The sequence below is a fragment of the Kitasatospora sp. NPDC087315 genome (genome assembly GCF_044744345.1).
Classification (GTDB): domain Bacteria; phylum Actinomycetota; class Actinomycetes; order Streptomycetales; family Streptomycetaceae; genus Kitasatospora.
The window spans coordinates 62,950-88,182 of record NZ_JBIUYD010000008.1; the positions used below are offsets into that span (position 1 = coordinate 62,950).

A 25,233-nucleotide genomic window follows, 5' to 3' on the forward strand; every position below is an offset into this window, starting at 1 on the left:
GACCGCACACCCACCCCCTCGACTCCTCTGCCTGTGCAAGGAGGCATCCCCCCATGCCAGTTCCACGGATACGGCTGCGCCGCGCGGTCTCGGTGCTCGCGCTCGGAATGATCGGCCCGGCGCTCGGCGTCGCGGTGACCACCCCCGCCCAGGCGGCGCCCGCCGCGCCCGCCCAGGTCCGTCCGGCCGCGGCGCCGGGCAGCACGCTCGACGCGGCCGGCACGTACAAGAAGCTCAACATCACCATGCAGCAGCAACAGCAGACCAACTGGTGCTGGGCGGCGAGCGGCAACACCATCGCCACCTGGTTCGGCCACACCTACAGCCAGAACCAGTTCTGCAACGCCGCGTTCGGCCGCTCGGCCAACTCCAGCTGTCCCAACAGCCAGGCCACGCTGGGCGATGTGCAGAACGGCCTGAGCTGGGCCGGCATCAACCCCGGTTCGTACGTCACCGGTTATCTGCGCTACAGCACGGTGCAGACCGAGGTGAACGCCGACCGTCCGGTGGAGACCCGGATCCAGTGGAGCTCCGGCGGCGGCCACATGCACGTGCTGTACGGCTACGACGCCGGCAACAACTGGGTCTACTGGGGCGACCCTTGGCCGTCCAACAACCGCTACAACTGGGCGGACTACAACTACTACGTGTCCAACGGCACGTTCTCCTGGACCCACTCCCTGTACCGGATCGGCGCGTGAGGGGCGATCATGACTGACCTCAGCAAGGCCCGCCGGGCCGCCGTCACCGTCCTGCTCGCCGCCGGCCTCGGCCTGGCCGTCACCCCGGCCGCGCACGCGGACGGTCCGGCGGGCGCCCCCGTCCCGGTCACCGCCGCCGAGCTGGCGCAGGCCCGTGGCGCGGCCCAGAGCCCGGCCGTCCTCGACCAGTTGGGCCACTTCTTCGCCCGCAAGGGCGTGCCGCCGACCCAGCAGCTGACCATCGGCGCGGCCGAGGAGGCACGGGCGGCGAGCGCGGCCGCCCCACGGCTGTCGGGTGAGACCGTGCCGGTGTACACGCTGGACGCGGCCTTCGTGTCCGGTACCCCGGGCGCACCGGTGGCGAAGGCCGAGTTCACCGCCAGCCGGGCCGTCTCGGCGGACGGCCAGGTCGCCTCGGTCTGGACGGTCAAGCAGGGCGACGGCTGGCGGGTGGTCAACATCGCCTCCGGCGGCGACGAGGGCGACTACGCGGCGAAGGCGGCGGCCGGCGGTGGCGGTACGGCCTTCCGGGAGCCGCAGCTGAACGCCTGGTACGTGCTGCGCGACGGCCGGGTACTGCCGCTGGACGACGAGGCGCGGCGCTCGGTGGGCACGGCGGGGGTGGGCCTGGCGGCCTACCAGAAGCTGGTCCAGCAGCGGTACGGGGACAAGCTGCCCGGCTCGGCGTACGACCGGGCCGGGAAGGGCGGTGGCTACCAGCCCGGTGCCACCGCCACGGAGGTGGAGGGTGGCGGCACCGCGCTGCCCGCCGTCACGGCGGCCGCGGCCCTGGGCGTCACCGCGCTCGCGGGCGCGGGTGTCGTCCTGCGGCGGCGGGCGGGCGCCCGGCGAGGGTAGGGCGGCCGCGCGGAGGACGGCGGGGCCCGGGATGCGGCCGGGTCCCGCCGCCGCGGGTGCGGGTCCGTTCCCCGCTACAGGCCGGCGAAGCCCCGTTCCAGTACGGCGAAGGTGTGGTCGACCAGGTCGACGATGTCCTGCTCGCCGCGGCCCTCGGCCCAGTGCAGCACCGCCTCGGTGGTGGCGGCGCCGAGGGCGGCGGCGGTGATCCGCATGTCCAGGGTCGGCTGGTCGACGCCGGCCCGCCGGGTCAGCACGTCGAGGTAGAGCCGCTGCGGGTCGTTGGCGGTGTCGATCATCCGGGCGCGCAGCGCGGGGACTTCGCCGACCAGCCGCATCCGGGTGAGCAGCTCCTCGCGTTCGTGCTGGAGCAGTTCGCGGAGCAGGCCGATGACGGCCTCCCGGCAGGAGCGGAGGAACGGTTCGTCGGCGGGCCGGGCCAGCAGCGCGGTGATCATCGCAGGGTCGTACTCGTCGGAGAGGACGAGGTCCTCCTTGGTGGCGAAGTACCGGAAGAAGGTGGACGGCGAGACCTCGGCCGCGGCCGCGATCTGGTCGACGGTCGTGTTCTCGTACCCCTGCTCGGCGATCAGCCGGTAGGCCTCCCGGCGGATCGCCTGGCGGGTCTTCAGCTTCTTGCGTTCGCGCAGCGACAGCGGCGCTTCCAGCATCGCCTGGACCGGGTTGGCCGGGCCTGCCGGATGCGCCGTTGTCGACCGGGGTGCGCTCATACCTTCGATTATCCGTGATCGCCGGCAGGCACCGTCGTCGGCTCCTGCTCCGGTCCCGGCCCGGTGGCTCCGCGCGGTTCGGCGGTGGGCATCCGCAGCCCGACGAGCACCGCCGACAGCACCGCGACCGCCCCGGCGACCAGCAGCACCAGCGCCATGCCGTGGACGTAGGCGGCGTGCGCGGAGGCGGCCAGCGCGGGGTTCCCGGTGGCTCCGGCGATGCCGTCGGCGGCGATCACCGACTGCCCGGCCCGGTCCGCCGCCTCGGCGGGGAGGCCGGCGGTGTCCAGCGCGCCCCGGTAGGAGTCGGCCAGCAGGCTGCCGAAGACCGCCACCCCGATCGCGCCGCCCACCTGGCGGAGCGTCTGCAGCAGCCCGGAGCCGACGCCGGCCCGGCCGGGAGGCAGCGTGAGCAGGGCGGAGGCCTGCGCGGTGATGAGTGACAGCCCCATGCCGAGGCCGAGCAGGGTGAGCCAGACCGCCGCCAGGCCGTAGCCGTCGGAGACCCGGGTGCGGCTGCCGAGCAGCAGGGCGGCCGCCAGCGCGGCCAGTCCGAAGGTGATGACCGCGCGGGGGCCGATCCGGGTGACCAGCCGGTCGCCGGCCTTGGCGGCCACCATCAGGCCGAGCATCATCGGCATCAGCCGCAGGCCGGTGCCGAAGGCGTCGGCGCCGAGCACGCTCTGGAAGTAGAGCGGCAGGACGAAGAAGGCGCCGAACAGGACGACCGAGACCAGCGTGGCGCCCACCGCCGACCAGCGGAAGGTCGGGTCGGCGAGCAGCGAGAGGTCGAGCATCGGGTCGCGCTGGTGGCGGCTGCGCAGCACCAGCAGGGTGAGGGCGGCCACGGCGCCGCCGATCACGCCGAGCACCAGTGGGTCGGCCCAGCCGCGGTCGGGGCCCTCGATGATGCCGTAGGTGAGTGCGGAGAGGCCGCCCGCGCCGAGCAGGGTGGCGAGCAGGTCGATCCTGGGCGCGGTGGGGTTGCGGGTCTCCGGGAGCAGGAGCAGGCAGGCGACGATGCCGATCACGGTCAGCGGGATGTTGATCACGAAGATCGCACCCCACCAGAAGTGCTGGAGCAGGAAGCCGCCGAGCAGTGGGCCGAGCGGGGTACCCAGGGCGAGCGCGGCGGCCAGGATCGCGGTGGCGCGGCGCTGCTCGCCCGCCGGGAACAGTCCGGGGATCACGGCCATGGACATCGGCATGACCAGGGCGCCGGCCAGGCCCATCGCGGCGCGGGCGGCGACCAGGGTGCCGGGGCTGTCGGCGAGCATGCCGACGGCGGAGGCGAGGCCGAAGAGGGCGAGGCCGACGGTGAGGGTACGGCGGCGGCCGAACCGGTCGCCGACCAGCCCGGCCGGGAGCATCACGGCGGCGAAGACCACGGTGTAGGAGTCGACGATCCACTGCTGCTGCCCGGTGGTGGCCTGTAGCTGGGAGGCCAGGGTGGGCAGGGCGACGTTGAGGATCGTCATGTCGAAGCTGATCACCAGGACGCTCAGCGCGACGGCGACCAGCGCGAGCCAGCGCCGGGGGTCGGGTGCCGTCGCGGCCCCGGGGGGCTCGGGGGGCTCGGGTACGGGGGAGTCGGGTGCGGCGGGCACGGCAACCTCCGGGAGGCTGTGGGGAAGTCCCTGTCAAATGACAGTAACTCCTAAAAGATGCCGACAGTCAATATGTCCGGCAGGTGGCCGCCCGGACACGCTCTGTCATGTGTCCTGGAAGTGCGGGTTCCGCACACGGAATTGACGCAACGTTGATCTGTCGTTCGCCGCTTCGGGGCGGTGGCGGGTGACTGTCGGTAGATAGGATGTGGCAATCGGTCAGTGCGGACCGACGCGTGCCGAGAGCGGAGAAGGGGTGGGGCGGCAGGAGCCGACCACGAGCCCGGCGCAGGAAGGGGAAGGCGAATGGCCGGCAAGGAGTCGAGCGTCCAGGTCCTGGGCGCGGCGGTGGTCGTGATGTCAGCGCTGGCCGTGGTCGCGGCCTATCTGATCAACGGCGCCGCGCTGGTACTGATGGTCGCGGGGGTCGAGGTGCTGCTGCTGATGGTGTACGTCGCCCGGCGCTGGCAGGCGTTGCGCCGGCCGGCCGTGCCGCGCGGACACCGCCCGGCCGGGGGCACCCCGGACGCCGCGCACTGCGAGCGCTGCCGCCGGGCCCGCGAGGCGCTGGACGCCCGGCAGGCGCGCTCCCGTGAGCGCTCCGCCCCCCAGCGCTCCGTGCCCGGGCGCCCTGTGCCCGAGCGCCCGTTCCGCGACCGCCCGGCCCCGGAGCGCTTCGGTCGGGAGCGCCCCGCCCCGGACTGGACGGCGGAACGGGCGGCCGCCCGGTCGCTGGACCGGTCGACCGCCCGTGACGGGGTGCCGGGTTCAGCCGGCCGCGCTGTACGCCACCAGTGAGACGCCGACGTACTGCACGATGAAGGCCCCGAGGGTGAAGGCGTGGAACACCTCGTGGAAGCCGAACCAGCGCGGTGACGGGTTGGGTCGCTTGAGCCCGTACACCACACCGCCGATGCTGTAGAGCACCCCGCCGACGATCATCAGCACCATGACGGCGACGCCGCCGGTGCGCAGGAAGTCCGGCAGGAAGAACGCGGCGGCCCAGCCCAGCGCGATGTACACCGGTGTGTACAGCCAGCGCGGTGCGCCGACCCAGAACACCCGGAACGCGATGCCCGCCAGCGCGCCGCCCCAGGCCACCCAGAGCAGCACCTGCTGCGCGGCGCCGTGCAGCAGCAGGATGGTGAACGGGGTGTAGGTGCCCGCGATGATCAGGAAGATGTTCGCGTGGTCGAGCCGGCGCAGGACGGCGTCACCGCGCGGACCCCAGGTGAACCGGTGGTAGACGGCGCTCACCCCGAACAGCAGCCAGGCGCTGACCGAGTAGATCGCGCAGGCGATCTTGGCGGGGGTGGAGTCGGCCAGGCAGATCAGCACGATCCCGGCGGCGACCGTGGCGGGGAACATCCCGGCGTGCAGCCAGCCGCGCCACTTCGGCTTGCTCTCGTGGAGCTCAGCAGTCATGGGCAGCATGCTACCCGTTACCTACGGATCCGTAGGTTACTCGCGCGTAGGTAGTGGCGATCGTCACTCTTGGACGTTTTGGAGTGTTCGGAGCGACGGGTCGCGCGCCGGGGCTGGGACGGAAGCGCGTGGTTACCCATAAGTAATCATACTTAATGGAGTAAAAGGTGAGTCAATTTCACCGCTGCGCCGCAGTCGGGGCTTGGGGCCGGAGCTACGCTGCAAGCACCCTCAAACCCCCGCTACGCCGTCTCTCTGCCGAGATGGCGTGAAACGGAGCGATCGTGTCGTACGAGAACTCTGCTCTCAGCGCATCCGCGCCCACCAGCCACACGCGTCTGCTGGCCTGGGTGAGCGAGATCGCGGAGCTCACCCAGCCTGACCGCATCGAGTGGTGCGACGGTTCCGAAGAGGAGAACCAGCGCCTCGCGGACCTGCTGGTGGCTCAGGGCACCTTCCGGAAGCTCAACGAGGAGAAGCGCCCCAACTCCTACTACGCCGCCTCGGACCCCACGGACGTGGCGCGCGTCGAGGACCGCACCTACATCTGCTCCGAGCAGGAGAAGGACGCCGGTCCGACCAACAACTGGAAGGCCCCCGCCGAGATGCGGGAGGTCTTCCAGGGCACCGACGGGCTGTTCCGCGGCGCGATGAAGGGCCGCACGATGTACGTCGTGCCCTTCTCGATGGGCCCGGTCGGCTCCCCGCTGGCCGCGTACGGCGTCGAGATCACCGACTCCGCCTACGTCGCCGTGTCGATGCGGGTGATGACCCGCATGGGCCAGGCGGTGCTCGACCAGCTGGGCGAGGACGGCGACTTCGTCCGGGCCGTGCACACCGTCGGCGCCCCGCTGGCCGAGGGCCAGGCGGACGTGCCGTGGCCGTGCAACAGCACCAAGTACATCTCGCACTTCCCGGAGACCAAGGAGATCTGGTCCTTCGGCTCCGGCTACGGCGGCAACGCCCTGCTCGGCAAGAAGTGCTACGCGCTGCGCATCGCCTCGACGATGGCCCGCGACGAGGGCTGGCTGGCCGAGCACATGCTCGTCCTCAAGCTCACCCCGCCGGCCGGCCCCGCGGGCACCGCCGAGCCCAAGTACGTCGCGGCCGCCTTCCCGTCCGCCTGCGGCAAGACCAACCTCGCCATGCTCCAGCCGACCATCCCGGGCTGGAAGGTCGAGACGATCGGCGACGACATCGCCTGGATGCGCTTCGGCGCCGACGGGCGGCTGTACGCCATCAACCCCGAGGCCGGCTTCTTCGGCGTCGCCCCCGGCACCGGCGTGGACACCAACGCCAACGCCATCGAGACGCTCTGGGGCAACACCGTCTACACCAACGTCGCCCTCACCGACGACGGCGACGTGTGGTGGGAGGGCCTCACCGAGGAGCCCCCGGCGCACCTCACCGACTGGCGCGGCAACGACTGGACGCCGGAGTCCGGCACCCCGGCCGCCCACCCGAACGCGCGCTTCGCCGTCCCGGCCGCGCAGTGCCCGACCATCGCCCCCGAGTGGGAGGACCCGGCGGGTGTGCCGATCTCGGCCATCCTGTTCGGTGGCCGCCGCGCCACCGCCGTCCCGCTGGTGACGGAGTCCTTCGACTGGCAGCACGGCGTCTTCCTGGGCGCCAACATCGCCTCCGAGAAGACCGCCGCCGCCGAGGGCACCGTCGGCGAGCTGCGCCGCGACCCGTTCGCGATGCTGCCGTTCTGCGGCTACAACATGGGCGACTACTTCGCCCACTGGCTGAAGGTCGGCGCCCGGGCGGACGCCGCCAAGCTGCCGAAGATCTACTACGTGAACTGGTTCCGCAAGAACTCCGCGGGCAAGTTCGTCTGGCCGGGTTACGGCGAGAACAGCCGCGTGCTGAAGTGGATCGTCGAGCGCCTGGAGGGCACCGGCGAGGGCGTCGAGACCCCGATCGGCGTGCTGCCGACCGTGGACGGCTTCGACCTGTCCGGCCTGGACCTCTCCGAGGCCGACCGCGAGCTGCTCTTCACCGTGGACGCCGACATCTGGCGCCAGGAGGCCGCGCTCGTCCCGGCCCACCTGGAGCTCTTCGGCGACCACACGCCCACCGAGCTGTGGGACGAGTACCGCGCCCTGGTGAAGCGCCTCGGCTGAGCCGGGCGCCGAACCGATCGGACAGTACGGCCGGAGCCCCGGCCGGACGGCCCTCCCGCACGAGCGGAGGCCGTCCGGCCGGGGCTCCGGCGCGAGTGCGGGGCGGAGACACCGGGTCACCGGGCGGCGGAGCGCCCGGAGCCCGCGGCCGTCCGGGGTACGTGTCGATCAAGGGCCGGTCACGGCTGGGTGTAGCCGCTGAGGAAGTCGCCGATCCGGGTGACGGCGTCGGTGATCTCCTCGGCGCGGGGGAGGGTGACCAGCCGGAAGTGGTCGGGCTCGGGCCAGTTGAAGCCGGTGCCCTGGACCAGCAGGATCCGCTGGGCGCGCAGCAGGTCCAGCACCATCTGGGCGTCGTCCTTGATCTTGTAGACCTTCGGGTCGAGCCGGGGGAAGGCGTACAGCGCGCCCTTCGGCTTGACGCAGCTGACGCCCGGGATGTCGTTCAGCAGCCGGTAGGCGGCGTCCCGGGACTCCAGCAGCCGCCCGCCGGGCAGGACGAGGTCCTTGACCGACTGCCGGCCGCCGAGCGCCGCGGCCACCGCGTGCTGGGCGGGCATGTTGGCGCAGAGCCGCATCGAGGCGAGCACCGTCAGGCCCTCGATATAGCTGTGGGCACGCTGGCGTTCGCCGGAGAGCACCATCCAACCGGAGCGGAAACCCGCCACCCGGTACGCCTTGGACAGGCCGTTGAAGGTGACGCAGAAGAGGTCCGGCGCCAGGGTGGCCAGCGGGATGTGCTCGGCGTCGTCGTAGAGGATCTTGTCGTAGATCTCGTCCGCGTAGACCACCAGCTGGTGCCGGCGGGCGATCTCGACGATGCCCTCCAGCACCTCGCGCGGGTAGACCGCGCCGGTCGGGTTGTTCGGGTTGATCACCACGATCGCCCTGGTCCGGTCGGTGACCCTGGCCTCGATGTCGGCGAGGTCCGGGTACCACTCGGACTGCTCGTCGCAGCGGTAGTGCACGGCGGTGCCGCCGGCCAGCGAGACGGAGGCCGTCCAGAGCGGGTAGTCCGGGGCCGGGACGAGCACCTCGTCGCCGTCGTCCAGCAGCGCGGTCATGGCCAGCTGGATCAGCTCGGAGACGCCGTTGCCGAGGAAGACGTCCTCGACGCCGAGCCCGTGCAGGCCGCGCTCCTCGTAGTGCATCACCACGGCGCGGCGGGCGGACAGCAGACCCTTGGAGTCGCCGTACCCGTGCGCGGACGCCAGGTTGCGCAGGATGTCCTGGAGGATCTCGGGGGGCGCCTCGAAGCCGAACACGGCGGGGTTGCCGGTGTTGAGCTTCAGGATGCGGTGGCCCTGCTCCTCCAACCGCATCGCCTCGTCGAGCACCGGGCCGCGGATGTCGTAGCAGACGTTGGCGAGCTTGCTGGACTGGATGACCTGCATGCCTGCTTACTTTAGGGGCAGAACGGCGCTGGTCGGGCCGTGTCCCGGGACGCGATCGAAGGACCCCGGGAGCCCTCCTTCGATCGGCAGGCCGGGGTGGCCGACGGGCCTTCCAAACCGGGGCCGGGCCGCCCGGGAGAGTGCCGTAGGCGAGGAAGCCGGGCGGAAAGCCGTGCGGGACGAGACGGAGGGCACACCGCTTCGGGCGCCCCCGGCCGCGCGGGCGGGGCGGACTTTCCCGGCCGGGCCCCGGCGCCGCGGTGGCCTCCCCGTGGATGATGTGGTCGGTGCGGCGCCCTGAGTCGGCGTTCGCCGCGCCGACCGGACGTGGACGGACGCCGGTCGGACACCCCGGGCCCGGGGTGTCCGACCGGCGGTGAGCGAGAGGGGGCGCGCCGTGATCCCAGCCGTGGTCGGGGCGGTGCTGGCCGGCCTGCTGGTGGCACCGGCGCTGCGGGGCCTGGTGGTGCGGTACGCCGTGCCCGAGGGCGAACCGTGGTGCACCGCCTGCCCGTTGTGCGGGCGGACGCTGCGCGGGCTGCCGCCGACCGGGCGGTGTCCGGGCTGCCGGGAGCGGCTCGGGCCCGGTGCCTGGCGGGTGGAACTGGTCGCGGTGGCGGTCGCCGCCGCGGTGGCGGTCGCCACGGACGGGCCGCAGGGAGTGGCGCTGGTCTGGGCGGCCGGGCTCGGCGTGGTGCTCGCCTTCGTCGACGCCCGGGTGCGCCGGCTGCCGTACCCGCTGACGCTGGCGCTGGCCGCCGGGGTCGCCGGGCTGCTGGTGGCGGCCGCGCTGACGGACGGCCGTCCGGGGGTGCTGCTCCGCTGTCTGCTGGTGGCGCTGGCCGCCGCCGCGCTGTTCGAACTCCCGGTCTGGTTCGGCCTGATGGGCGGCGGCGACTCCCCGCTGGCGTTCGCGCTCGGTGCCCTGCTCGGCTGGTACGGCTGGGGCGCGGCCTTCACCGCGCTGTTCGCGGCCGTGCTGTCGGCCGGGCTCTGGGGCCTCGGCCGGGCCGCCGCCGCGCTGGCGCGCCGTCGGCCGGTCCGCGGGATCGAACTGCCGATGGGCCCGTTCCTGCTGCTCGGTACGGTGGTCGCGGTCTCCCTGCGGTAACGGCCCGCGGCAACGGCGAACGGGGCCCGCCGTACCGGTCAGGTACGACGGGCCCCGCCGTCGGCGCGCAGGCCCCACCCTCAAGGAGCGGCGCGCCGGGGGGAGTTACGGCATCTTGTGGACGAACGGGCCGACCGTGTTGGAGAAGGCGTTCCCGTTGTTGGCGTCCCAGTTGGTGGACCAGGTCATCGCGCCCCGGATGGTCGGCCACTTGGCCGGCGGGACGAAGCTGCCGCAGTTGTTGCCGGTGGCCAGGCAGTCCAGCGCGTTGTTCACCACGGTCGGCGAGACGTAGCCGCCGCCGGCCGCCTTGGTGGAGGCGGGGACGCCGATGCCGACCTGGTCGGGCCGCAGGCCGCCCTGGATCTGGGTGCAGACCTGCGAGGTGATGAAGTCGATGGTGCCCTGGTTGTAGACCTTGCCGTCGCAGCCGTTCATGCCGCCCGAGTTGTAGTACTGGGTGTTGACGACGGTCAGGATGTCCTTGGTGTTCAGCGCCAGCTGGAAGTAGGCGCCGGCGGTGCTGTACATCCCGATGGTCTCGGGGGCCATCGTCAGGACGAAGTTCGGGCCGACCTTGGCCTGCAGGCTGTGCAGCGCGTTGCCGAGCTGGGTCGGGTTGATGGCGTTCTCGAGGTCGACGTCGATGCCGTCGAAGCCGTAGTCCTTGATGACGGCGTACGCGCTGTCGACGAACGCGGCGGCGGCGGTCGGGTCGTTGACGACGATCGTGCCGTCCTGGCCGCCGATCGAGAGGATGACCTTCTTGCCGGCCGCCTGCTTGGCCTTGAGGTCGGCCCGGAACTGGGCGTCGGTGTAGCCGCCGAGGGCCTTGGACAGGCCCGGGTCCAGGCTGAAGCTGATCGCGCCGGCCCTGGTCGGCACGGCGTTGGCGAAGGAGACCGCGATGATGTCGTACGCGCTCTGGACGTCGGCGAGCTTCTGGACGGTCGAGTTGTTGTCGAAGTTCTGCCAGTAGCCGGTGACGGCGTGCTTGGGCAGGCCGGTGACCGGCGGGTTGGTGCTGGTCGCGGTCGCCGTGGGGGTCGGCGTCGCGGTCTGGGTCGGGGTGGCGGTGGCCGTCGGCGTCGCGGTCTGGGTCGGCGAGGCGGTGGCGGTCGGCGTCTGGGTGGGGGTGGCCGTCGCGGTCGGGCTCGGCGAGGAGGTGCCGCCCGGGCCGCTCAGGGTGATGTCGTCCGCGAAGTAGGCGCTCTGGCCGTACCAGCCGTGCACGTAGAGCGTGATGCTGCTGGCGCTCGCGCCGGTGGTGAAGGTGGTGGAGAGCTGGTTCCAGCTGTTCTGGTTGGACCAGACGCTCGGGTCGGTGCCGCCGGTGCCGCGCGCGCCGAGGTAGACGTACGGGCCCTGGACCCAGCCGCTCAGGGTGTAGCTGGTGTTGGGCAGCACGCTGATGGTCTGCGTGCACTCGGCCGTGTCGCCGGCGCCGGGGGTGGCCTGCAGCGCTCCGGTGCCGGAGTGGACCGGGGTGGTGACGACGCCCGCGTTGCCGGTACAGCTCCAGCCGGCCAGGCTGCCGGATTCGAAGCCGCCGTTGGTGACCAGGTTGCCGACGGCCGCGTTGGCGCCGCCGGCGAAGAGGGCGAGGCCGCTGCCGGCGAGGGCGAGGGCGGTGGCTCCGGCCGCGAGGGCCGGGAGCGTGCTGCGGCGCTTGTGCGCAGGCTGGTTCAGCGTACGGGCCATGGGGGTGACGCTCCTGGGAGAGGAGGGGCGGCCGCCGCGGTGGGGGGCGCGGCGGCCGCGTGTGGGGGAGGGGAGGTCCGCAGTACTGCTTCTGGTAGGGCGGGGTTCAGCAGTTCGTTCCGCCCTGGGTCAAAAGCTGGACTAGACCATTGGGGGTCGTCAAGCATTGAACCGTCGGCTTACGGATTCCTTAAGGAACCGGAGACCGTTCCGTATCCGGAGCAGCGCGGAGGCCCCGGAGTGTCCGGGCGCGCCTTCCGGCCACAGCCGCCACACCTGTCGCGACAGACTTCGTACAGGACCGTGACCCGACCGCTACCTGCGGCTTTCCCGCCCGACTCCGGGCGGGAGTAGGCTGCGCCAGGGGTTGTGACGGACCCCCGGGAATGAGTACGGAGGGGCCGAAAATCATGGGTCTGCGCGATGTCGTCGAACGTACGCCGGGGCTGCGCACCCTGTTGGACGGTATGTACGGCCTCTACGGCCGCCGGGTCGAGGTCCACCTCGCCCGCACCCCCCACCACATCGGGGTGATCCTCGACGGCAACCGCCGCTGGGCGAAGGCCACCGGTGGCTCCACCGCCTACGGCCACCAGCGCGGCGCCGACAAGATCAGCGAGTTCCTCGGCTGGTGCGACGAGACCCACGTCAAGGTCGTCACGCTGTGGATGCTCTCCACCGACAACCTCTCCCGGCCCGCCGACGAGCTCGTCCCGCTGCTCGGGATCATCGAGGACGCCGTCACCGGCCTGGCCGGCGCCCGCCGCTGGCGGGTCAACCCGGTCGGTGCGCTGGACCTGCTCCCGCAGCACACCGCGGACGTGCTCAAGCGCGCCGCCGAGGAGACCGCCGGGATCGAGGGCATCACCGTCAACGTCGCCGTCGGGTACGGCGGCCGGCACGAGATCGCCGACGCCGTCCGCTCGCTGCTCCAGGAGCACGCCGGGCGCGGCACCTCGATCGAGGAACTGGCCGAAATCCTCGACGTCGAGCACATCGCCGAGCACCTGTACACCAAGGGCCAGCCCGATCCGGACCTGGTCATCCGCACCTCGGGCGAGCAGCGGCTGTCCGGCTTCCTGCTCTGGCAGAGCGCGCACAGCGAGTTCTACTTCTGCGAGGCGTACTGGCCGGCCTTCCGCAAGGTGGACTTCCTGCGGGCGCTGCGCGCCTTCGAACAGCGCAACCGGCGAATGGGGCTCTGACCTCGGGCCCGTAGGCCTGGCCTACCCGGAGTCCGCGCGAGGCCAAACGTTCACCGGCAATGATCCGTCAGTTCGCCGGGGGCGCGAATGCACCGTCCCTCGCCTGGGAATACTCCAGTCAGACCGGCCCCGAGGCCACCGGGGCAGCGGGGGCCGGCTTGCCGCGGATGACGCAGGGTCATCCGCTCTGGAGGCCTAGTGGTCAGTTCCAAGAGCCGCCGGACGCCAGACCGGCGCACGTACGTTCTCGACACCAGCGTGCTCCTCGCGGACCCTCTCGCGATGACCCGCTTCGAGGAGCACGAGGTCGTCCTGCCGGTGGTCGTGGTCACCGAGCTGGAGGCCAAGCGGCACCATCCGGAGCTGGGCTACTTCGCCCGTCAGGCGCTGCGGCTGCTCGACGACTACCGGATCCGCTTCGGCCGGCTGGACGAGCCGATCCCGGTCGGCGAGCTGGGCGGCACCATCCGGGTCGAGCTCAACCACTCCGACCTGTCGATACTGCCGGTCGGCTACCGCGCCGGCGGCGGCGAGGCGGACACCCGGATCCTGGCGGTGGCCCGCAACCTCCAGGCCGAGGGGTACGACGTCACGGTCGTCTCCAAGGACCTGCCGCTGCGGATCAAGGCCAGCTCGGTGGGCCTGCTCGCCGAGGAGTACCGGGCCGAGCTGGCGATCACCTCCGGCTGGACGGGCATGTCCGAACTGCATGTCGCGGCGGACGAGGTGGACGCGCTGTTCGCGGCCGGCCACGACGCCGCGGTGGACATCGAGGGCGCCGCCGAACTGCCCGTCCACACCGGACTGGTGCTCAGCTCCGAGCGCGGCCGGGCGCTGGGCCGGGTGACCGGTGACGGCCGGGTCCGGCTGGTGCGCGGAGAGCGTGAGGCCTTCGGACTGCGCGGGCGCAGCGCCGAGCAGCGGGTCGCGCTGGACCTGCTGCTCGACCCGGAGGTCGGCATCGTCTCGATGGGCGGCCGGGCCGGCACCGGGAAGTCCGCGCTGGCGCTGTGCGCAGGTCTGGAGGCGGTGCTGGAGCGGCGGCAGCACCGCAAGGTGATGGTCTTCCGGCCGCTGTACGCGGTCGGCGGCCAGGAGCTCGGCTATCTGCCGGGCTCCGAGACGGAGAAGATGAGCCCCTGGGCGCAGGCGGTCTTCGACACCCTCTCCGCCGTCACCACCCCGGACGTGATCGAGGAGGTCATCTCCCGGGGGATGCTGGAGGTCCTGCCGCTGACGCACATCCGGGGGCGCTCGCTGCACGACGCCTTCGTGATCGTGGACGAGGCGCAGTCGCTGGAGCGCAACGTCCTGCTGACGGTGCTGTCCCGGATCGGCCAGGGCTCGCGGGTGGTGCTCACCCACGACGTGGCGCAGCGGGACAACCTCAGGGTGGGCCGGTACGACGGGGTGGTGGCGGTGGTGGAGAAGCTGAAGGGGCATCCGCTGTTCGCGCACATCACGCTGACGCGCTCGGAGCGTTCGCCGATCGCGGCGCTGGTCACGGAGATGCTGGAGGACATCAACCCGTGAGCCGGGGGGCTGTTCCGGCCTGACCGCCCCATTCGGTCATAGTCGGACAATATGGTCAATTCTGGGCGTGGGGCCCGCTCCTGACGGGGCGGGCCCCCGCCCTTTTCATCACATCGAGTGCTTTCTGTCCGAAGAACTCCGGTGTGGTGAATGTGAGATGCGCCACGCAACAGGGAATTGCGTCGACGCGGCCCGGTGCGGCATGGTGAGGGTTCTGTCAGGCCCCGCGTACGGCGTGACAGGGCTTCCGGAGTCTCGGGAGTCCGACCCGGACAGTCCGCCAACTCTGTTGAGTGGACGCACAATTGAACACCGACTAGCCGTACGCCGCCCGATCGCAACGCCCGGTCGCCTCACCTCGGCCGGACGCCGGGTCAGTACCTCCCGTGACCAGCACCGTACGGAGGGCAGCGCCAAGGGGCAGGTTGCGCCCGCACGGTCACGCGTGGGCGATGCTGGAAGGAAACCATGTGACTCGGATCTCGGTCCGGGGAGTTGCTGTGGCCTCCGCCACCGCCGTCACCGCTGTCGGTGCCGTCGTGGGTGTGGCCTCGGGCAGCGAGGGCAAGACGACGCAGACGGTCGATGTCGCCGGCGCGACCCTGCTTGCCGAAGTCCCCTCTGGCGCCCAGGCGCAGACCATCAGTGACAACATCGGCCAGCAGGCGACCGCCCAGCAGGCCTCGGCCGACGCCGCCGCCAAGGAGGCCGCCGAGAAGAAGGCGGCCGAGGAGGCCGCGCGTCAGCAGGCCGCCGCCGATGCCCAGGCGAAGGCCGACGCGCAGGCCAAGGCCGACGCGGAGAAGGCCGAAGCGGAGAAGGCCGCCAAGGCGGCCGAGGAGAAGCGCAAGGCCGACGAGGCCGCCGCCAACCGCTCCAAGGCCCGCTCGTCGATGTCCGCCACCGACACCTCGGCTCCGCCGGTCTCGGCCAGCCCCGGCTCGGTGCAGGCGCTCGCCCAGCAGATCGTCGGCAACGACGCGCAGTTCCAGTGCTTCAGCCAGATCGTGAAGCGCGAGAGCGGCTGGAACTACACCGCCACCAACAAGAGCTCCGGCGCCTACGGCCTGGTCCAGGCGCTGCCCGGCTCCAAGATGGCCTCGGCGGGCGCCGACTGGCGCACCAACCCGGCGACGCAGATCCAGTGGGGCCTGAGCTACATGAACAGCCGCTACGGCAGCCCCTGTGGCGCCTGGTCGTTCTGGCAGTCGCACCACTGGTACTAGGAACCACCGGCACCGGCCACCACCGGAGCCGCCGAACGGCCCCCGACCGCTCTCCGGTCGGGGGCCGTTCCGCTTGGGACGAGCGGGCCGCGCCGCCCGGGCCGCGCTGACCAGTGCGCTCGCGGGCGGTGCGGCCCTGGGTGCGGACGCGGGGCGCGGGAAGGGGTCCTGGTTGCTCCCCGCACCGGCCGGTCCGCCGACAGATGGCTCCGGGCCCCGTTCGGGCTCCTCCCCGCTGCCCCCTGCCTGAAACCACCTGTTTCCGATGGTTCGCCCTGATTCGGGCGCCGGCTCGGGGGCGGTCCGGGACCGGACCGGGCCGGCCGATCGCCGCCGGGGGCGGGGAACCGCCCGGCCCGCCGGACTCACGGCCCGCCGGGCGGGTAGCGTCATCCCCGACGGCCGTGGCAGGACCCACGGCGTACCGCCGGGTACGGCGGCCCGGCGGGGAGTGGTGGTAGCAGGGATGGCGCGGGGCGGGAAGGCCTTCAAGGTCGTGGCCAAGGGCGTGGCCGTGGTGGCCAGTGCGGCCGCCGTGATCGAGCGGCGCCGACGGGCCGCGATGGCGGCCGAATTCGCCGGGGCACCGGTCACCGGGACCGAGATCGAGTCCGGGGCCGGGGTCGAGGCCGCGGCGATCGCCGCGGTGGCGGGACCGCTTCCGGCGCCGCGGGCGGAGACCGCCCCCGTGCCGCCGGCCCTGCCCGGGACGGCCGGGGAGCCCGGGCCCGCACCGGTTCCGGGGCCGGCCCCGCACGCGGCGTTCGGACGGGAGCCGCACCTCGGGCGGCCCGCCACCCCCGCCGAGGCCGTGCCGTGGGGTCTGCGGGTGGCCGCCGAGTCGACCTGGCGGCTGCTGCTGCTCGGCGCCGCGCTCTACGTCGTCTTCATGGTCGTCGACATGCTGCGGCTGGTCGCCTTCGCGGTGCTGGCCTCGCTGCTGATCTCCGCGCTGCTGGAGCCCACCGTCTCCTGGCTGCGCCGGCACGGCGTACCGCGCTCGCTGGCCGCCGGCGGGGTGTTCATGAGCGGTCTGGCCGGGATAGGGCTGGTCGGCTGGTTCGTGGTCTGGCAGGTGACCACCAACCTGTCGACGGTCACCACCAAGGTCCAGGCCGGTGTCGACCAGCTGCGGGACTGGCTGATCACCGGCCCGCTGCACCTGACCCAGCAGCAGATCACCGACTTCGCCAACCAGATCACCAAGGCGATCAGCACCAACACCGAGCAGATCACCTCGGCCAGCCTGACCGGCGCGCAGATCGCCGTCGAGGTGCTGACCGCCGTGCTGCTGGCGTTCTTCACCACCTTCTTCTTCCTCTACGACGGCGAGCGGATCTGGAACTGGGCGCTGCGCGGGCTGCCCCGGCACTCCCGCTACGCGATGGCCGGGGCCGGGCCGAAGGCCTGGGCGACGCTCACCGCGTATGTGCGCGGCACCGTCTGCGTGGCCTTCATCGACGCCGTCTGCATCGGGATCGGCATCGAGCTGCTGGGGGTGCCGATGGCGCTGCCGCTGGCCGTGATCATCTTCCTGGGTGCCTTCGTCCCGCTGGTCGGCGCGCTGGTCACCGGCACCGTCGCGGTCCTGATCGCGCTGGTCACCGAGGGGCCGTTCACCGCCCTGATGGTGCTGGTGGTGCTGGTCGCCGTCCAGCAGATCGAGGGGCATGTGCTCCAGCCGCTGATCCTCGGCCGGGCCGTCCGGGTCCACCCGCTGGGCGTGGTGCTGGGCGTCGCCGCGGGCAGCATCATCGGCGGTATCGGCGGTGCGATCGTCGCGGTGCCGCTGATCGCGGTCACCAACACCGTGGTCACCCATCTGCGCCGCCGCAACGAGGCCGGTCAGGCCGTCTTCACCGCGCTGGAGGCCGCCCGCGAGGCCGCCGGGCGCACCGCCGCGACGGCGCCGCAGACCCCGGCGCCCTGAGGGGGCCGCGGATTCCCGGCCGGGGCCGGAGCGGGTGTCAGAGCGGCATCAGGGCCCAGCCGAAGGCCGAGGCCATGCCGCCGAGCAGGGCGGCGCCGCCGGTCAGGGCCGTCCTCATCGCTCCGGCCCACTGCCGGGCCGGGGCGGTGAGCGCCATCGCCGTCCACGCCAGGGCGGCGCCGATGGCCGGGCCGAGCAGCGGGGGCAGGAACACGGTGGCGGCCCGCCGGAGCCCGTCGGTGTCGTCGGCCCAGGCCGTCGCCATCACCCCGCCGATCGCCGCCCAGCCCGCGACGGCGATCGCCACCAGTCCCCAGCTGATGAACGCGAGGGTCGGCCACAGCGACTCCGCCTCCGGCCGGCCGGCGTCGGTCATGGCGCTCTCCCCCAGGGTTGATCTTCTCTGTCCCGGACGCCCGCGCCGCCGTAGCGGTTCCGGTGCGAACGCGCGCGGGCCCCGCCGGACGGAAGGTCCGGCGGGGCCCGCGTGGTGCGGCGCCAGGTGTCAGGCGTCGACGTCGGCCAGCGCGGCCTCGGAGTCGAGGACTCCCGCGACGGCCTGGAGCACGGCGGCGATCTTCATCGAGGCCTGGACGACCTCGCGCTCGACGCCCGCCTTGCGGAGCACGGCCTCGTGCGAGTCGAGGCACTGGCCGCAGCCGTTGATGGCGGAGACCGCGAAGCACCAGAGCTCGAAGTCGACCTTCTCGACGCCCGGAGTGCCGATGATGTTCATCCGCAGACCGGCCCGCATGCTGCTGTACTCCTTGTCGGAGAGCAGGTGCAGCGTCCGGTAGTAGACGTTGTTCATCCCCATGATCGCGGCCGCGCCCTTGGCGGCGTTGTACGCCTCCGGGGAGAGGTTGGCCTTGGCCTCGGGCTCCAGCGCACGCAGCACCGCGGGGCTGCGGGTGGCCATCGCGCAGGAGAGCACGGTGCCCCAGAGCTGCTGGGCGGGGAGGTCGGAGTTGCCGATGACCGCGCTCAGGTTGAGCTTGAGGTCCTTGGCGTAGTCCGGGAGGGCGGACTTCAGGTCGTCGAGGGCCATGGGTCAGCCCGCCAGCAGGGCCTGGGCGTCGAGGGTGTCCTCGCCCTTGGTCCAGTTGCACGGGCACAGCTCGTCGGTCTGCAGGGCGTCCAGCACCCGCAGGACCTCCTTGGGGTTACGGCCGACGGAGCCGGCGGTCACCATGACGAACTGGATCTCGTTGTTCGGGTCGACGATGAACACCGCGCGCTGGGCGGTGCCGTCGGCGGCCTCGACGCCACAGGCGCGCATCACGTCGTGCTTGACGTCGGCCAGCATCGGGAACGGCAGGTCGCGCAGGTCCTTGTGGTCCTTGCGCCAGGCGTGGTGGACGAACTCGGAGTCGCCGGAGATGCCGAGGATCTGGGCGTCGCGGTCGGCGAACTCCTCGTTCAGCTTGCCGAACGCGGCGATCTCGGTCGGGCAGACGAAGGTGAAGTCCATCGGCCAGAAGAAGACGATCTTCCACTTGCCCTCGTAGGACTTGTGGTTGATCTCGGCGAAGGCGTTCGCGGCGTCCAGGTCGACACAGGCGTTGAGTTCGAACTCGGGGAACTTGTCACCGATCGTGAGCACGTTCGCTTCTCCTGAAGGTGAGACTGAGGGGAGTTTTGTCCGGATTGCGGAACGCCCTCCACGATTCCACATCGTGGACTGATCAGGGAAATAGCTAGACTCGTTGTGTCTGATCGGAGAGAGCTATCAATACCCCGCCGCCCCCCGCTGGGGCCAGGCCCCGCAAGGGCGCCTCGCGCAAACCCGACGCGACTGTGTCGAGCGCCACAGTCCGCAGCCCCCGCACACCCACGGTCGCCCAGCTCAGGGCGTTCGTCGCGGTGGCCGAGCACCGGCACTTCCGGGAGGCGGCGGCCGCCACCGGGACCAGCCAGCCGGCTCTGTCGGGGGCGGTCGCGGCGCTGGAGGAGTCGCTCGGCGCGCAGTTGGTCGAGCGTACGACGCGCAAGGTCATTGTCACCCCGCTGGGGGAGCGTGTGGTCGAACACGCGCGCCGGGTGCTGGCCTCCGTGCAGGCCCTCACCGAGGAGGTCGAGGCCGCCCGCCGCCCGTTCACCGGACCGCTGCACCTCGGGGTGATCCCGACCGTCGCCCCCTATCTGCTGCCGACCGTGCTGCGGCTGGTCCGCGACCGCTACCCGGAGCTGGAGCTGCACGTCCACGAGGAGCGCACGCCCTCGCTGCTGGAGGGGCTGGCCGCCGGGCGGCTGGACGTGCTGCTGCTCGCGCTCCCGGCCGGCGGGGCCTCGCCCACCCGGGACGTCCCGCTGTTCGACGAGGACTTCGTGCTGGTCACCCCGCCCGGGCATCCGCTCGCCGGGCGGATCGACGTTCCGCGCGACGTGCTGCTCGACCTGGAGGTGCTGCTGCTGGAGGAGGGGCACTGCCTGCGCGACCAGGCGCTCGACATCTGCCGTGAGGTCGGCGCCGATCCCGGCGGCTCCACCACCCGGGCGGCCGGGCTCTCCACCCTGGTCCAGCTGGTCGCCGGGGGTCTCGGGGTCACCCTGCTGCCGGCCACCGCCCTGGACGTCGAGGCGGGCCGCACCGACCGGCTGGCCGCCGTCCGCTTCGCCGCCCCCGCGCCGGGCCGTCGGATCGGGCTCGCCACCCGGCCGGGCTCCGCCCGCAGCGGCGAGTACGACCGCTTCGCCGCCTCGCTGCGCGAGGTGCTGGTGGAACTGCCGGTCCGGATCGTCCAGTAGCCGCGGCGGCCGGTGGCAGACCGGCCGGCGGTGGTCAGGCGGGCGGTGGTCAGGCGGGCGGTGCGGCGCAGAGGTCGACCGTGGTGGCGACCAGCAGGTCCAGCGCCCGGACCGCCTCCGCTTCGGCCGCCGGGCCGGCGTCCCTGAGGACCAGATAGCGCCCGCAGAGGCCGTCGAAGCCGGCCAGGAAGTGGACGGCGATGTCGTGCGCGGGCCGCGCCAGCGGCTGGCCGTGCGCCTCGGCGAGCGCGGTGATGATGCCCGCCGCCGTCCGCTCCATCTCGTCCTGGAGTCCGCGCATGATGTCCTGCAGACCGGGGTCGCGCATCGCCAGCGTCTCCAGCTCGGCGAGCAGGATGCACCGCCCCGGTTCCCCGGTGGTGCTGGCCCAGAGCGCGTGCACCAGCGCCCGCACCTGCTCCCCGAACGGCCCCTCGCCCGGGGCCGCGGCGCGCACCTGGCCGATGAAGTCGGCCATCAGCTGCTCCACCACGGCCCGGTACAGGTCCTTCTTGGTGCCGAAGGTGTAGTGCACCGTCGCCTGCGCCACGCCCAGCTCGGCCGCGATCGCCCGGGTGCTGCCGGCGGGGACGCCCTCGCGGGCCATGAGGTCGATGGCCGCCTGGACGAGCTGCGGACGCCTTTCGGCGGCGGGGACGTGAGCCATTGGGACAGGGTAGCGCTCTGGTCGATTGACGTGGTCGAACGACGTGACCCATCGACTCGGTCGAGCGGCCCTGTCGAACGACTTTGTCAGATGACAAACTTGCCCCTACGGTAGTGGGCGACCTGTTCGGGCACTCGGCTGCCCGACCGACCTGACCGAGGGCTCACTCATGGCCACGTATCTGTACCGCCTTGGCCGCTACTGCTTCCGCCGACGGCGGGCCGTGCTCGCCGTCTGGCTCGCCGTGCTGATCGCGGTCGGCGGCGCCGCCGGGGCGTTCGCGGGCAAGACCAGCGACGAGTTCAAAGTGCCCGGCACCGAGGCCCAGAGCACGCTGGACCGGATCAAGGACACCTTCCCGGCCCAGGGCCACGGCTCCGCGCAGGTGGTCTTCGCCGCCGCCGGGCCGGGCGGCATCGCCGCTCCCGAGGCGGGCCGGGCCGTCACCGAGGCGGTCGGCCGGATAGCCGGCGTGCCCGGCGTCGCGGCCGCGCCCGACCCGTATGCCACCGGGGCGGTCTCACCGGACGGCAGGGCCGCGATCGCCCTGGTCTCCTTCGACCGCAAGCTCGCGGACATCACCGACGAGCAGCGCGACGCGGTGAAGGCGGCCGCCGAGCCGGCCCGGGCCGCCGGGCTGACGGTCGCCTTCGGCGGCGACGCGTACAACCGGATGGCACAGGTCGAGGGCGGCGAGGCGGTCGGCCTCGCGGTCGCCGGGGTGGTCCTGGTGCTCACGCTGGGCTCCCTGGTCGCCGCCGGGCTGCCGCTGCTGACGGCCTTCGTCGGGGTCGGCGTGGCGATGGCCGCGCTGCTGGCCCTCTCCGGTTCGTTCGAGATCATCACCACCGCGCCGGTGCTGGCCCTGATGGTCGGCCTGGCGGTCGGCATCGACTACGCCCTGTTCATCGTCTCCCGGCACCGCCGGCACCTCGCCGAGGGCCTGGAGCCGGACGAGGCCGCCGCGCGGGCCAACGCGACGGCGGGCAGCGCGGTGGTCTTCGCCGGGCTGACGGTCGTCGTCGCGCTCGCCGGGCTCGCCGTCGCGGACGTGCCGTTCCTCACCGTGATGGGCCTGGCCGCGTCCGGCGCGGTGGTGGTGGCGGTGCTGGTGGCGATCACCCTGCTGCCCGCGCTGCTCGGCTTCGCCGGGCGGGCCGTCGACCGGCTGCCGGTCCGCCGGCGGGCGCCGCGGGCCGAACCGGGCCGGCCGCCGATGGGTGAGCGCTGGGCCCGGTTCGTGGTGCGCCGGCCGCTGCCCGTCCTGCTCGCCGGGCTGGCCGCGCTGGTCACCCTCGCGGTGCCGGCGGCGAGCCTCACCCTCGGCCTGCCGGGCGGCGGCTCGCAGGCCGCCGGAACGGACGCCCGCAAGGCGTACGACCTGATCGGCGAGAGCTTCGGGCCCGGCTTCAACGCTCCGCTGGTGGTGGTCGTGGACGCCCAGGGCGCGCCGCGGCCGGAGCAGGCGGTGCAGGACGTCGCGGAGAAGCTGGGCACGCTCAAGGGGGTGCGGACGCTGCTGCCCCCGACCGTCGACCCGGTGAGCCGGACGGCGCTGCTGACCGTCATCCCGGAGACCGGCCCGGACCACGCGGACACCAAGGCGCTGGTCTCCGGGATCCGCGACCAGCGCGACGGACTGCGGGCCGCGACCGGCGCGCGGATCGACGTCACCGGCACCACGGCAGCCAACATCGACGTCTCCACCAAGCTCGGGCAGGCGCTGCCGCCGTTCGTCGCGGTGATCGTCGGCATCGCGATGGTCCTGCTGGCGCTGGCGTTCCGGTCGATCCTGGTGCCGCTCAAGGCGGTGGCCGGGTTCCTGCTCAGCATCACGGCGTCGCTCGGCGCGGTGGTCGCCGTCTACCAGTGGGGCTGGCTGGACGGTGTGATCGACGTGCCGAAGGTCGGGCCGGTGGTGAGCTTCGTGCCGATCCTGCTGATCGGGGTGCTGTTCGGGCTGGCGATGGACTACGAGCTGTTCCTGGTCTCCGGGATGAAGGAGCACCATGTGCACGGCATGGCGCCCAGGGACGCGGTGGTCGCCGGGGTGCGGGGCGGCGCGCGGGTGGTCACCGCGGCGGCGCTGATCATGGTGGCGGTCTTCGGCAGCTTCGTCTTCGGCCACGACCCGATCGTCCAGCCGATCGGCTTCGCGCTCGCGACCGGCGTACTGGTGGACGCCTTCGTGGTGCGGATGGCCCTGGTGCCGGCCGCGATGGCGCTGTTCGGCCGGGCGGCGTGGTGGTTCCCGAAGAGCCTGGAGAAGGTGGTGCCGAGGGTCGACATGGAGGGCGAGCAGCTGATGGCCCACCTGGAGGAGCGGCCCGGGCCGGTGAAGGTGGCCGAGCCGGTCTGACCCGTTCCGGGCCGGCCCGGGGACGCCCGGTGGTCCGCGGGGACCACCGGGCGTCCGCCGGTCACGGCAGCCGCTGCTCGAACCAGACCACCTTGCCGGTGCCGAGCCGGGTGGCGCCCCAGCGCTCGGCGCACCGGGCCACTATCTGCAGCCCGCGCCCGCGTTCGTCCTCCGGGCCGATGCGGCGCGGCCGGGGCAGCAGCGGGCTGTCGTCGCCGACCTCGCAGCGCAGCCGGGTGGTGCGGACCAGGCTCAGGGTGACCGGGCGGGTGGCGTGCTGCACCGCGTTGGTCACCAGCTCGCTGACCATCAGCTCGGTCGCCTCGCAGAGCTCGTCGAGGCCCCAGCGGCGCAGCGTGTGGGCGGCCAGCCGACGGGCCCGCCCCGGGGTCTCGTTGCGCGGTTGCAGGTACCAGTGCGCGACGTCCCCGGCCGGGATGCCCTCGAAGCAGGCGGCGAGCAGCGCGATGTCGTCGCCCCGGTCGCCCGGCGGCAGGATGCGCAGCGCCTCCTGGCAGAGCTGCTCGGGGGTGTGCCGCTGCGCGCTGGCGAGGCGGGCGCGCAGCAGTTCCAGCCCGTCGCTGATCGGGCGGCTGCGGGTCTCCACCAGGCCGTCGGTGAAGAGCAGCAGGGAGGAGCCGGGCGGTGCGGGCAGTTCGACGGAGGCGAAGTCGACGCCGCCGACCCCGATCGGCGCCCCGGCGTCCAGCTCCAGCAACTCGGCCGTCCCGTCCGGCTGGACGAGCACCGGCGGTACGTGCCCGGCGTTGGCGAGCACCACCCGGTTGGCGATCGGGTCGTAGACCGCGTACACGCAGGTGGCCAGGTGCTGTTCCCGGCCGAGCCGCTGGGCCTGCTCGTCGAGGTGGTACAGCACCTCGTGCGGCGGCAGGTCGAGCGCGGCCAAGGTCTGGGCGCTGGTGCGGAGTTGGCCCATGATGGCGGCCGAGGTGAGCGAGTGGCCCATCACGTCGCCGACGATCAGCGCCACCCGGTTGCCGGGCAGCGGGACGGCGTCGTACCAGTCGCCGCCGACCTGGGCGCCGCGCTCGCCGGGCAGGTAGCGCTGGGCGAGGCGGACGCCGTGCGGCTGGGGGAGGCGCAACGGCAGCATGCTGCGCTGGAGTTCGTTGGCTATCTCCCACTCGCGGGCGTACCGCAGGGCGGTGTCGATCGCCAGGCCCGCCTGGGTGGCGAGGTGGGCGGCGGTGGCGGTGTCGGTGGCGTCGAAGGTGGGGCGGCCGGTCTTCTCGGACGGCCGGCGGATCAGCACCAGCATCCCCAGGACGGCCTTGCGGCCGCGCAGCGGCAGGGCGAGGACAGAGGTGCCCGGGCCGAGCCGGGCCAGTCCGCGGGCGCCGTACAGCTCGCGCAGCAGCCCGGCGGTCCGTTCGGCGCCGGGGGTGCCGAGTACGGCGGGCTCGGCCGGGCGGCGGCTCAGCAGGGCGTGCGCGAGTGCTCCGCCCCGGGTGACCGGGGTGGCGGGCCCGGTGTCGGCGGTGGAGCGCGAGCCGTACCGGGTGGCGTAGCGGGAGTTGCGGTGGTCGGCCCCGCCGCTGGGGCGGCCGCGGCGGCCGAGCCGGGTGCCGTGGCTGTGGTGGATCCGCAGCTCGTCCGGGAAACCGGGCTCGCGCTCGACGTTGGGCAGCGGGTCGCGCAGGTGCACCACGGCGGCGTCGGCCAGGGCCGGGACCAGGACCCGGCAGATGTTGCGCAGGGTGGCGGCGAGGTCGAGCGCGCTGTTGATCCGCCGGGTGGCGGAGTCGAGGTAGGAGAGCCGTTCGGCGACCTGTCCGGGGTCGTCGCCCGTCCGGCCGTCCGCGGTGTCCGGCGGGCGGCGCCGGTTCGGGACGGCAGGAGGCTGTCCGGCCTCGGGTTTGAGCTGGTCGCGCACGGCTGCCTGTCCTGGGG

21 protein-coding genes are annotated in these 25,233 nt (G+C 72.8%); 11 read left to right on the top strand and 10 right to left on the bottom strand.

All coding sequences use genetic code 11. From position 1 onward, the window contains the following. Nucleotides 1-107 precede the first annotated feature (107 nt). Both ACIO5D_RS13385 and ACIO5D_RS13390 read left to right on the top strand, forming a co-directional pair. Nucleotides 108-701, top strand: a complete 594-nt coding sequence (locus ACIO5D_RS13385; protein WP_363607481.1) for a papain-like cysteine protease family protein — start codon at nt 108-110, stop codon at nt 699-701. 9 nt (nt 702-710) lie between these two features. Next, nucleotides 711-1,559 carry a hypothetical protein gene (locus ACIO5D_RS13390; protein ID WP_400795145.1) on the top strand — a complete coding sequence of 283 codons (849 nt, stop codon included), beginning with the start codon at nt 711-713 and terminating at the stop codon, nt 1,557-1,559. A 74-nt stretch (nt 1,560-1,633) separates the two neighbouring features. Here the strand turns inward: ACIO5D_RS13390 and ACIO5D_RS13395 are convergent, their stop codons facing one another. After that, the gene (locus ACIO5D_RS13395; protein ID WP_363607421.1) at nt 1,634-2,290 is read right to left on the bottom strand and encodes a TetR family transcriptional regulator; all 657 of its coding nucleotides are present in this window, start codon (nt 2,288-2,290) and stop codon (nt 1,634-1,636) included. An 8-nt stretch (nt 2,291-2,298) separates the two neighbouring features. Continuing rightward, nucleotides 2,299-3,897 (bottom strand): MFS transporter, encoded by a 1,599-nt coding sequence (locus tag ACIO5D_RS13400; RefSeq protein WP_363607422.1) that lies wholly within the window; start codon nt 3,895-3,897, stop codon nt 2,299-2,301. A 306-nt stretch (nt 3,898-4,203) separates the two neighbouring features. Here ACIO5D_RS13400 and ACIO5D_RS13405 point away from each other — a divergent pair, with 306 nt between their 5' ends. Next, the gene (locus tag ACIO5D_RS13405; protein WP_400795148.1) at nt 4,204-4,695 is read left to right on the top strand and encodes a hypothetical protein; all 492 of its coding nucleotides are present in this window, start codon (nt 4,204-4,206) and stop codon (nt 4,693-4,695) included. Here ACIO5D_RS13405 and ACIO5D_RS13410 read toward each other — a convergent pair. Continuing rightward, entirely contained in the window at nt 4,666-5,331 is a 666-nt protein-coding gene (locus ACIO5D_RS13410; protein WP_363607424.1) for a hemolysin III family protein, read from the bottom strand. The two genes, ACIO5D_RS13405 and ACIO5D_RS13410, sit on opposite strands and share 30 nt — an antisense overlap. 275 nt (nt 5,332-5,606) lie before the next feature. On the opposite strand from ACIO5D_RS13410, the gene ACIO5D_RS13415 reads away from it, so the two are divergent. Further along, a complete protein-coding gene (locus ACIO5D_RS13415) occupies nt 5,607-7,448 on the top strand; it encodes a phosphoenolpyruvate carboxykinase (GTP) (RefSeq protein WP_400795150.1) in 1,842 nt (613 codons plus the stop codon). A gap of 179 nt (nt 7,449-7,627) precedes the next feature. On the opposite strand, the gene ACIO5D_RS13420 is transcribed toward ACIO5D_RS13415, so the two are convergent. After that, nucleotides 7,628-8,842, bottom strand: coding sequence for a pyridoxal phosphate-dependent aminotransferase (locus tag ACIO5D_RS13420; RefSeq protein ID WP_363607426.1), 1,215 nt, complete (start codon nt 8,840-8,842; stop codon nt 7,628-7,630). Between the two features lie 397 nt (nt 8,843-9,239). Between ACIO5D_RS13420 and ACIO5D_RS13425 the strand changes: the two genes are divergently transcribed. Continuing rightward, nucleotides 9,240-9,953, top strand: a complete 714-nt coding sequence (locus tag ACIO5D_RS13425) for a prepilin peptidase (RefSeq protein WP_363607427.1) — start codon at nt 9,240-9,242, stop codon at nt 9,951-9,953. A gap of 105 nt (nt 9,954-10,058) precedes the next feature. Here ACIO5D_RS13425 and ACIO5D_RS13430 read toward each other — a convergent pair whose 3' ends face one another. Further along, complete coding sequence (locus ACIO5D_RS13430) at nt 10,059-11,654, bottom strand: chitinase (RefSeq protein ID WP_400795152.1); 1,596 nt, start codon at nt 11,652-11,654, stop codon at nt 10,059-10,061. Nucleotides 11,655-12,064: 410 nt separating this feature from the next. Between ACIO5D_RS13430 and ACIO5D_RS13435 the strand changes: the two genes are divergently transcribed. The 4 genes from ACIO5D_RS13435 to ACIO5D_RS13450 all read left to right on the top strand — a co-directional run bounded on the left by ACIO5D_RS13435 (nt 12,065) and on the right by ACIO5D_RS13450 (nt 17,548). Then, complete coding sequence (locus ACIO5D_RS13435) at nt 12,065-12,859, top strand: isoprenyl transferase (protein ID WP_363607429.1); 795 nt, start codon at nt 12,065-12,067, stop codon at nt 12,857-12,859. A gap of 198 nt (nt 12,860-13,057) precedes the next feature. Beyond that, a complete protein-coding gene (locus ACIO5D_RS13440) occupies nt 13,058-14,392 on the top strand; it encodes a PhoH family protein (protein WP_363607430.1) in 1,335 nt (444 codons plus the stop codon). 452 nt (nt 14,393-14,844) lie between these two features. Beyond that, a complete protein-coding gene (locus tag ACIO5D_RS13445) occupies nt 14,845-15,618 on the top strand; it encodes a transglycosylase SLT domain-containing protein (RefSeq protein ID WP_400659162.1) in 774 nt (257 codons plus the stop codon). A 466-nt stretch (nt 15,619-16,084) separates the two neighbouring features. Beyond that, entirely contained in the window at nt 16,085-17,548 is a 1,464-nt protein-coding gene (locus ACIO5D_RS13450) for an AI-2E family transporter (RefSeq protein ID WP_400795154.1), read from the top strand. A gap of 37 nt (nt 17,549-17,585) precedes the next feature. Here ACIO5D_RS13450 and ACIO5D_RS13455 read toward each other — a convergent pair whose 3' ends face one another. The 3 genes from ACIO5D_RS13455 to ACIO5D_RS13465 all read right to left on the bottom strand — a co-directional run bounded on the left by ACIO5D_RS13455 (nt 17,586) and on the right by ACIO5D_RS13465 (nt 19,151). Beyond that, nucleotides 17,586-17,924, bottom strand: coding sequence for a hypothetical protein (locus tag ACIO5D_RS13455; protein ID WP_400795156.1), 339 nt, complete (start codon nt 17,922-17,924; stop codon nt 17,586-17,588). Between the two features lie 129 nt (nt 17,925-18,053). Beyond that, complete coding sequence (locus ACIO5D_RS13460; protein ID WP_363607434.1) at nt 18,054-18,596, bottom strand: alkyl hydroperoxide reductase; 543 nt, start codon at nt 18,594-18,596, stop codon at nt 18,054-18,056. A 3-nt stretch (nt 18,597-18,599) separates the two neighbouring features. Beyond that, on the bottom strand, nt 18,600-19,151 hold the full coding sequence (locus ACIO5D_RS13465) for a peroxiredoxin (protein WP_363607435.1): 552 nt from the start codon (nt 19,149-19,151) through the stop codon (nt 18,600-18,602). 194 nt (nt 19,152-19,345) lie between these two features. Here ACIO5D_RS13465 and ACIO5D_RS13470 point away from each other — a divergent pair, with 194 nt between their 5' ends. Continuing rightward, nucleotides 19,346-20,296 (top strand): LysR substrate-binding domain-containing protein, encoded by a 951-nt coding sequence (locus ACIO5D_RS13470; RefSeq protein ID WP_400795158.1) that lies wholly within the window; start codon nt 19,346-19,348, stop codon nt 20,294-20,296. A gap of 49 nt (nt 20,297-20,345) precedes the next feature. Here the strand turns inward: ACIO5D_RS13470 and ACIO5D_RS13475 are convergent, their stop codons facing one another. After that, on the bottom strand, nt 20,346-20,963 hold the full coding sequence (locus ACIO5D_RS13475; RefSeq protein WP_400659158.1) for a TetR/AcrR family transcriptional regulator: 618 nt from the start codon (nt 20,961-20,963) through the stop codon (nt 20,346-20,348). Between the two features lie 169 nt (nt 20,964-21,132). Here ACIO5D_RS13475 and ACIO5D_RS13480 point away from each other — a divergent pair, with 169 nt between their 5' ends. Further along, the gene (locus tag ACIO5D_RS13480) at nt 21,133-23,322 is read left to right on the top strand and encodes an MMPL family transporter (RefSeq protein WP_400795160.1); all 2,190 of its coding nucleotides are present in this window, start codon (nt 21,133-21,135) and stop codon (nt 23,320-23,322) included. Between the two features lie 61 nt (nt 23,323-23,383). Here the strand turns inward: ACIO5D_RS13480 and ACIO5D_RS13485 are convergent, their stop codons facing one another. Continuing rightward, nucleotides 23,384-25,216, bottom strand: a complete 1,833-nt coding sequence (locus tag ACIO5D_RS13485; protein WP_400659153.1) for a SpoIIE family protein phosphatase — start codon at nt 25,214-25,216, stop codon at nt 23,384-23,386. Between the last annotated feature and the right edge of the window lie 17 nt (nt 25,217-25,233).

Excerpts from the sequence above, each read along its gene's own strand:
- ACIO5D_RS13385 (WP_363607481.1), top strand. The coding sequence starts at position 108 with ATGATCGGCCCGGCGCTCGGCGTCGCGGTGACCACCCCCGCCCAGGCG.
- ACIO5D_RS13390 (WP_400795145.1), top strand. The coding sequence starts at position 711 with ATGACTGACCTCAGCAAGGCCCGCCGGGCCGCCGTCACCGTCCTGCTC.
- ACIO5D_RS13395 (WP_363607421.1), bottom strand. The coding sequence starts at position 2,290 with ATGAGCGCACCCCGGTCGACAACGGCGCATCCGGCAGGCCCGGCCAAC.
- ACIO5D_RS13405 (WP_400795148.1), top strand. The coding sequence starts at position 4,204 with ATGGCCGGCAAGGAGTCGAGCGTCCAGGTCCTGGGCGCGGCGGTGGTC.
- ACIO5D_RS13410 (WP_363607424.1), bottom strand. The coding sequence starts at position 5,331 with ATGCTGCCCATGACTGCTGAGCTCCACGAGAGCAAGCCGAAGTGGCGC.
- ACIO5D_RS13420 (WP_363607426.1), bottom strand. The coding sequence starts at position 8,842 with ATGCAGGTCATCCAGTCCAGCAAGCTCGCCAACGTCTGCTACGACATC.
- ACIO5D_RS13430 (WP_400795152.1), bottom strand. The coding sequence starts at position 11,654 with ATGGCCCGTACGCTGAACCAGCCTGCGCACAAGCGCCGCAGCACGCTC.
- ACIO5D_RS13435 (WP_363607429.1), top strand. The coding sequence starts at position 12,065 with ATGGGTCTGCGCGATGTCGTCGAACGTACGCCGGGGCTGCGCACCCTG.
- ACIO5D_RS13445 (WP_400659162.1), top strand. The coding sequence starts at position 14,845 with ATGCTGGAAGGAAACCATGTGACTCGGATCTCGGTCCGGGGAGTTGCT.
- ACIO5D_RS13450 (WP_400795154.1), top strand. The coding sequence starts at position 16,085 with ATGGCGCGGGGCGGGAAGGCCTTCAAGGTCGTGGCCAAGGGCGTGGCC.
- ACIO5D_RS13455 (WP_400795156.1), bottom strand. The coding sequence starts at position 17,924 with ATGACCGACGCCGGCCGGCCGGAGGCGGAGTCGCTGTGGCCGACCCTC.
- ACIO5D_RS13460 (WP_363607434.1), bottom strand. The coding sequence starts at position 18,596 with ATGGCCCTCGACGACCTGAAGTCCGCCCTCCCGGACTACGCCAAGGAC.
- ACIO5D_RS13475 (WP_400659158.1), bottom strand. The coding sequence starts at position 20,963 with ATGGCTCACGTCCCCGCCGCCGAAAGGCGTCCGCAGCTCGTCCAGGCG.
- ACIO5D_RS13480 (WP_400795160.1), top strand. The coding sequence starts at position 21,133 with ATGGCCACGTATCTGTACCGCCTTGGCCGCTACTGCTTCCGCCGACGG.